Annotated in this window: 8 protein-coding genes and 1 pseudogene; 4 read left to right on the top strand and 5 right to left on the bottom strand. The window is 64.8% G+C overall.

The window, feature by feature from the left end; all coding sequences use genetic code 11:
* Nucleotides 1-264 (top strand): annotated as a pseudogene (locus ENZ75_RS17735) (PLP-dependent aminotransferase family protein); the annotation flags it as partial.
* 71 nt (nt 265-335) lie between these two features.
* Here the strand turns inward: ENZ75_RS17735 and ENZ75_RS17730 are convergent.
* On the bottom strand, nt 336-830 hold the full coding sequence (locus ENZ75_RS17730) for a hypothetical protein (protein WP_224621167.1): 495 nt from the start codon (nt 828-830) through the stop codon (nt 336-338).
* A 114-nt stretch (nt 831-944) separates the two neighbouring features.
* Between ENZ75_RS17730 and ENZ75_RS17725 the strand changes: the two genes are divergently transcribed.
* A complete protein-coding gene (locus ENZ75_RS17725; protein WP_128278209.1) occupies nt 945-1544 on the top strand; it encodes a DUF922 domain-containing protein in 600 nt (199 codons plus the stop codon).
* A 166-nt stretch (nt 1545-1710) separates the two neighbouring features.
* On the opposite strand, the gene ENZ75_RS17720 is transcribed toward ENZ75_RS17725, so the two are convergent.
* Both ENZ75_RS17720 and ENZ75_RS17715 read right to left on the bottom strand, forming a co-directional pair.
* A complete protein-coding gene (locus tag ENZ75_RS17720) occupies nt 1711-2769 on the bottom strand; it encodes a Gfo/Idh/MocA family oxidoreductase (protein ID WP_063168573.1) in 1059 nt (352 codons plus the stop codon).
* Nucleotides 2770-2818: 49 nt separating this feature from the next.
* Nucleotides 2819-3523 carry an SDR family oxidoreductase gene (locus ENZ75_RS17715; protein WP_024501629.1) on the bottom strand — a complete coding sequence of 235 codons (705 nt, stop codon included), beginning with the start codon at nt 3521-3523 and terminating at the stop codon, nt 2819-2821.
* Between the two features lie 127 nt (nt 3524-3650).
* Between ENZ75_RS17715 and gcvA the strand changes: the two genes are divergently transcribed.
* Nucleotides 3651-4553, top strand: coding sequence for a transcriptional regulator GcvA (gene gcvA, locus ENZ75_RS17710; RefSeq protein ID WP_063168574.1), 903 nt, complete (start codon nt 3651-3653; stop codon nt 4551-4553).
* A gap of 35 nt (nt 4554-4588) precedes the next feature.
* On the opposite strand, the gene ENZ75_RS17705 is transcribed toward gcvA, so the two are convergent.
* The gene (locus tag ENZ75_RS17705) at nt 4589-5320 is read right to left on the bottom strand and encodes a 3-keto-5-aminohexanoate cleavage protein (RefSeq protein WP_063170281.1); all 732 of its coding nucleotides are present in this window, start codon (nt 5318-5320) and stop codon (nt 4589-4591) included.
* A gap of 207 nt (nt 5321-5527) precedes the next feature.
* Between ENZ75_RS17705 and ENZ75_RS17700 the strand changes: the two genes are divergently transcribed.
* A complete protein-coding gene (locus tag ENZ75_RS17700) occupies nt 5528-5722 on the top strand; it encodes a hypothetical protein (protein ID WP_024501638.1) in 195 nt (64 codons plus the stop codon).
* 54 nt (nt 5723-5776) lie between these two features.
* Here ENZ75_RS17700 and ENZ75_RS17695 read toward each other — a convergent pair.
* A partial coding sequence (locus ENZ75_RS17695; protein ID WP_164887856.1) for an EAL domain-containing protein occupies nt 5777-6113 on the bottom strand: 337 nt, incomplete at its 5' end.

Genomic DNA, 6113 nt, shown 5'->3' with positions numbered 1-6113 from the left:
GGCGATGCCCTCGAGGTAACCGTGCCCGAACAGGGGCTGCACTTGATGGCGACGCTGAAGCACGCCGGGCCGGACACGGCGATCGTCGAGGCGGCGAAGGCGGCAGGTGTCGGCGCCAGGGCCTTGTCCTCGATGTTCATCGGCGGGGCGTCCCGGCAAGGCCTGGTGCTGGGTTTTTCCGGGTTTTCGGACGAGGAACTGATGGCCGCGACGGTACGACTGGGTGGGGTGATGGGCCGCAGTCCCGGCCGCCAAACTACCTGATCCTGCTCAAACAATCCTAGGGCGAAGCAGGAGCGCAGCTCCGTCTCGGAGGCCTTCGGATGACGAAGTCCTCAATCCCCATCGGCGGGCTGGGCCTTGCCGCACTGCGCCAGCACCTTGCCGATGGCCGCGCTTGAACCCTTCAGCGGAAAGCTGATCTCGCCATATTTGGCTGAACTGACCGACACATCGCCCTTGCCGCGCAACAGGTCGAGCAGCGGATCGGCTTTCGCCAGGTTGACCACGAAGTAGTTGTACATGGCCTCCAGCTGCAGCGCCTTAGTTACCGTCTTGCCGTCGGCCTTGAACGCGAACGAACCGCTGATGCCAGGCTCCAATTGCCGGCCGTTGGCGCCGAGATCGTAGCTCAGCACCGGCGTGTCGAAACAGGTCAGCATCAGATACGCATCGCCTTTCGGCCCGCCGCAGACCGAGGCCGTCAGCACGCTGCCGCCCTCGTCTTCCTCCATCCTGGCGCTCCAGCCGCCGCACGACGCGGCAAACGCCGGTTGCGCGGCCTGCAGGACCGCTACCGCACCGGCGACGACGAGATGTGCAACTCTCATGGCTCCCCCAACTGCCTTCAGGGCATTTGCAGCGCCCGTCGCAAGCATATAGGAAAAAGCGATCCGATGGCATTGCCCCTTGCGGCAGCCGGTCCTGTTTCGCGGAGAGTTGGATTGAGAGCCTGCATTCGCCTGTGTCTGTCCTTTGCCGCCCTGCTGGCCTTGCCGCTCACCGCTCATGCCGAGTGGAAGCCGGTCGAGAAGATCGAGCCCTACGCGATCTCGGGCCAGTCCGGCGCCGAACTCTACCGCTCGATCGGCGAGAAAGGGCCAAAGCTCGGCATTGCCCGCGCCATCGCCTACACCAATTTCAAGCTGACCTGGGGGCTAAGGGATTACAAGCCCAGCGGCAAGGACTGCGTGCTGACGGCCGGGCGGCCGAAGCTGATCGTCACCTACACTTTGCCGAAACCCTCCCGCGCCCTCCCGCCCGCCGTCCAGAAGAACTGGGACACCTTCATCGCCGGCGTCGCCGCCCATGAGAAGGTGCATGGCGCCAGCATGATCCAGATGGTCCACGACATCCAAGCCGCGACGGACGGCCTGACCGTCGCCGACGATCCCAAATGCAGCAAGACCAGGGCCGAGGTGGTCAAGCGGCTCGACGCGATCTCGAAGGCGCGGGTGCAGGCAAGCCGCGACTTCGACCGTATAGAATTCGGCAATGGCGGCAATTTGCAGAAACTGGTTTTTTCGCTCGTGACCGGCCCCTGAAGCCACCTGACACGGATCAGGAGGCGGGCACTGATGACTTACCAGGCGCAGCAATTGAAGCTGCCGATCTCCCCCCTTGCGAGGGAGATGGCCGGCAGGCCAGAGGGGAGTCTGACAGAACTCGGCCCCTTCCAGCTACTGCGGTATGGGCGCGAGGTGCGAGCCCTCACCGCGTTTCCGCGTTCGCTCTCAGCTCGGCCCGCTTCTCGTCCGACACCACGGCCAGATCCAGCACCTTCTGCAATTCGGCCGCATGGCGGAAGGACGGTTCGGCCTGCACGCCCGTGCGCACCGCGTCAGTGAAACGCTGGTAGTTGGTCTCCACCGTGCCGGGGTCGAGCTCTTCCCATATGGCGTTCTCGACATTCTCCCCCACGCATGCCTTGAGCGTCGAACCGTCGAGATTGTGCACCACTTCGATGCCGCCCTTCTCGCCATAGATGCGCAGACGCAGTTCGTTGAGATGGCCTGTTGCCCAGCGGCTGGCATGCACCACGCCGAAGGCGCCGTTGGAAAAATCCAGCGTCATGGCGAAGCTGTCATTGGCGTCGAGTCCGTAGTCGCCGATGCGGTTGCCGGGCGCCTTGTCGAAGGCGCGCAGCCGGCAGAAGACATGGTCGATGTCGACGGCTGCGCCATAGCTGGCGAAATCGAGGATGTGGATGCCGACATCGCCGAGCACGCCATTGGAACCGTGGCCGCGCGACAGCCGCCACAGCCATTTCGGATCGGTGCGCCAGTCGCCCCAGAATTTCGACACCAGCCAGCTTTGCAGGTAGGACGCCTCGACATGCCTGACCGTGCCGATCTCGCCCGCTTGCACCATCTGGCGCGCTTTCTGCAGCGCGGCCACATTGCGATAGGTGAGGTTCACCATGTTGACGATGCCGGCGGCCTCGGCGGCATCGGCCATCTCGGTCGCCTTGCCGAAGTTTTCGGCCAGCGGCTTTTCGCACAGCACCGGCTTGCCGGCGGCGATCAGCGCCATGGTGGTCGGGTGGTGGATGCGGTCGGGCGTGACATTGGCCACCGCGTCGAACTCGCCCCATGCCAGCGCCTCCTCCAGCCCGGTAAAGCGGTTGGGAATGTCAAAGCTGTCGGCGAACTCGCCAACCCGCGCCGGATCGACATCGACTGCGCCGACAATGTCGACGCCCTCGATGGCGCTGAAGCGCCGGGCATGTTCCTGCGCCATCCAGCCGGTGCCGAGTATCAAAAGCCGCATTATTTGCTCCTTGGGGTGAGATGCCGGAATCCCCTCCCGGCCGACGCCCTCAAATAGCGCGTATAATGCCGCCGTCGACCCGGATGTTCTGGCCGGTGATGTAGCCGGCGCCCTCCGACGCCAGGAAGGCGATGGTCGCGGCGACCTCTTCCGAAGTGCCGTAGCGCTGCATCGGCACGCTGTCGCGGCGTTCTTCGGTGGCCGGCAGGCTGTCGATCCAGCCGGGCAGCACATTGTTCATGCGCACATTGTCGGCGGCATAGGTGTTGGCGAAGATCTTGGTGTAGGCGGCAACGCCGGCGCGGAACACGGCGGACGTCGGGAACATCGGGCTCGGCTCGACCACCCAGGCCGTCGAGATGTTGATGATGGCCCCACCCTTCTGCTTGACCATCTGCGGCGCCACGATGCGCACCGGCCGGATGACGTTGAGGAGGTAGACGTCCATGCCGGTGTGCCATTGCTCGTCGGTGATCTCGAGGATCGGCGCACGCGGCCCGTGGCCGCCGCTGTTGACCAGCACGTCGATGCGGCCATAGCGCTCCAGCGTCAGGTCGACGAGGCGCTGCAGATCGTCGTTCGACTGGTTGGAGCCGGTGACGCCGAGCCCGCCAAGCTCCTTGGCCAGCGCCTCGCCCTTGCCCGAAGAGGAAAGAATGGCAATCTTGAAGCCGTCCGCCGCCAGCCGCTTGGCCGCCGCCGCCCCCATGCCGCTGCCGCCGGCCACCACCACAGCTACTTTTTCTACACTCATCGGATTTTCCTCTCAGGGTTTGCGGGCACCGCAAGCGGTGTTTTCGGGAGTTGAGCGTCGATATAGCTGGTTTTCCCCGTCGGTTCGAACCAGAATGCCTGAAATCAACCTGTAGAAAAACTACTGCATGCCCGAAACCTTCCTCAGCTTGCCGCCGTTGAATGCGCTGCGCGCCTTCGAAGCCTCGGCGCGTCATCTCAACTTCCGCATCGCGGCCGAAGAGCTCAACGTCACGCAAGGGGCGGTCGCCCAGCACATTCGCGGGCTGGAGGCCGATCTCGGCACGAAGCTGTTCGAGCGGCTGCCGCGCGGCCTGGCGCTGACCGATGAGGGCCGCGCCTATGTCCCCAACATCCGCCGCGCCTTCGACCTGATCTCGGAGGCGACGCTGCTGCTTCGTCCCGAGCCGGCGCGGCTGACGATCAGCGTGACGCCGAGCTTCGCCACCAAATGGCTTATCCCGAGACTGCACGACTTCGTCGCGCACCACCCGCTGGTCGACCTGCGCGTACTGGCCAGCGAAAGCCTGTCGAGCTTCCAGGCCGATGGCGTCGACATCGCGGTCAGGCAGGGCCGCCCACCCTTCGGCGCCGGGCTGGTCGTCGACCTGCTGTTTCCCCAGCAGATCGTCGCCGTGTGCAGCCCGGCCCTGCTGCCGGCCGGCGCGATCGAGATCGCGGCCTCCGAAATCCAGCACCACGTACTGCTGCACGATGCCCACAATCTGTGGCCGGAATTCATGGAAAAGGCCGTCGGCCTGAAGATGACGACCGAACTCAAACGCATGCGCTTCAACCAGACCGGCCTCGCCATCGACGCGGCGGTGGCCGGCCAGGGCATTGCGCTGGCCAGCCGCTTTCTCGTCGCCGCCGACCTCGCCGCCGGCCGTCTGGTTCAGCCCGTCAGCGGCGAAATGCGCGGCACGCAGGATTTTTATGTCGTGATGCCGAGAAAACAGCGCCACCCCGAGCCGACGCAAGCCGTGCGGCAATGGTTGCTGGATGCCGGAGAGCGACGACCTTTGTCGTGAGACCTTCGCACGCACGGAGACGTCAAGCCGCTTGCCTATGAGGCAACGACGGGCGCACCGCGAAAGATCGCCACGGCGGCAGCGACGATTTCCGCATTGTCCTTGGCTGTCTTGCCATCGGCGAGCGTCTTGCCGTCTTCCAGACCGACCCGTGTCGACCAGCGCTGGCGATGCGCAAGCTCGACGAGGGGCCAGACAGTCGTGTCGACGCCATGCAGCAGGATCGGCCGCCCTACCCCGGCGCGCTCGAGTACGGCGGCGATGCCATGCGCTTCATCGAGTGCAGCGGACAGGTCGGGGATATCGATCTCGATCAGAATGCGCAGCACCTGGTTGTGGCCAGGAAGCGCTACGAAGCGCTCGGCATCGGCGACGACGGCTAGCCCCGCCTCGATGCCTACACCACGCTGGCGCAGCAACTCCATCACGGCGGGCGCATCCGGTTCGGACAGGTTGACCGAAGCATAGTCAGGCAGGTCTCGCCAGCCGGCGATCGCCGCTCGGGTCCGCTCGACGTCGTTCTCGGTCCAGGCGCCGGTCGACACGCCAACCAGTGTTCCCGGGCAGGTCCGGCGCACCGCCAGCACCGTGGCGTCGACGGCTGCCAGGCTTTCGCGTCCGTCGGTGCCGCGCGGATGGATATGCAGTTCGGCCGCTCCAGCGGCGACGCAGGCTGCCGCATCGCTGGCCATTGCCTCGGCAGTCAGCGGCAGCTTCGGGTGGAAATCGCGCGGACGCGCGCCGTTGATGCAGGCCTGGACGATCATCGATGTCACCTTGCGCAAGGGGCCGCAGTGTAGCTGTGCGGCGTTGAAACTGCCAATCTCCCCCTCGTAGGGGAGATCGGCAGCTTCAACGCCGCGCGTCTGCTCACAACATTCGGCGGCATTTGAATAAAAGCCGCTTGTGGATATTTACCCGGCGTTCCCTCGTCTCCGGCAAGCTCTTTTTAGGGCGGGATCATGGAGGGACCATTGACCAGCGATTTTTCAGCCGCCCGCATCCACCTCGAACGCGCCTATCATTATCTGCAGGGCAATGACGAGACGAGCCGTGCCGCCTGTGACGCGCTCGATCTGTTGATCGAAGCGGTGACGGAGGCGCAGCACAGGCGACCCGAGGCTGGAGTGCTGGAGTTCCCGCAATCGACGGCGCGGCGAACCGGATAGAAAGTGTCGAGTTTCAGGCCAGTCCGGCCTGGCCTGAAACTCGCCGCACCCGGATCACGATGCCTTGCGGGCCGTCGCTCCCTTGGTTGCGCGCGCGACAATTCGCTCGAGCGGCTCCGGCCGGTGCAGCAAAAATCCCTGGCCGAAGGCGACCCCCATGTCGCTCAACATGGCCAGCGTGTCCTGCCGTTCGATCTTCTCACCGACCACGTCGCAGCCGAGGCTACGGGCAATGCTGGTGATGGCCAGCACGATCTCGCGGTCGAAGCGGCTTTGCGTGATGTGCTCGATGAAGGAACCGTCGATCTTGATCGTGTCGACGGGGAACCGCCGGAGATATTCGAACGAGCTCATGCCGGCTCCGAAATCATCGAGGCCGACCCGGCAACGC

It is taken from the genome of Mesorhizobium sp. M7A.F.Ca.CA.002.04.1.1 (assembly GCF_004022805.1).
Classification (GTDB): Bacteria; Pseudomonadota; Alphaproteobacteria; order Rhizobiales; family Rhizobiaceae; genus Mesorhizobium; species Mesorhizobium ciceri.
The sequence above is the reverse complement of the archived record's forward strand: the minus strand, read 5'-3'. Positions and strand labels throughout refer to the sequence as shown.

Bases quoted from the DNA above. Each gene is read 5' to 3' on its own strand.
- ENZ75_RS17705 (WP_063170281.1), bottom strand. From the start codon at position 5,320: ATGATCGTCCAGGCCTGCATCAACGGCGCGCGTCCGCGCGATTTCCAC.
- ENZ75_RS17715 (WP_024501629.1), bottom strand. From the start codon at position 3,523: ATGAGTGTAGAAAAAGTAGCTGTGGTGGTGGCCGGCGGCAGCGGCATG.
- ENZ75_RS17730 (WP_224621167.1), bottom strand. From the start codon at position 830: ATGAGAGTTGCACATCTCGTCGTCGCCGGTGCGGTAGCGGTCCTGCAG.
- ENZ75_RS17720 (WP_063168573.1), bottom strand. From the start codon at position 2,769: ATGCGGCTTTTGATACTCGGCACCGGCTGGATGGCGCAGGAACATGCC.
- gcvA (WP_063168574.1), top strand. From the start codon at position 3,651: ATGCCCGAAACCTTCCTCAGCTTGCCGCCGTTGAATGCGCTGCGCGCC.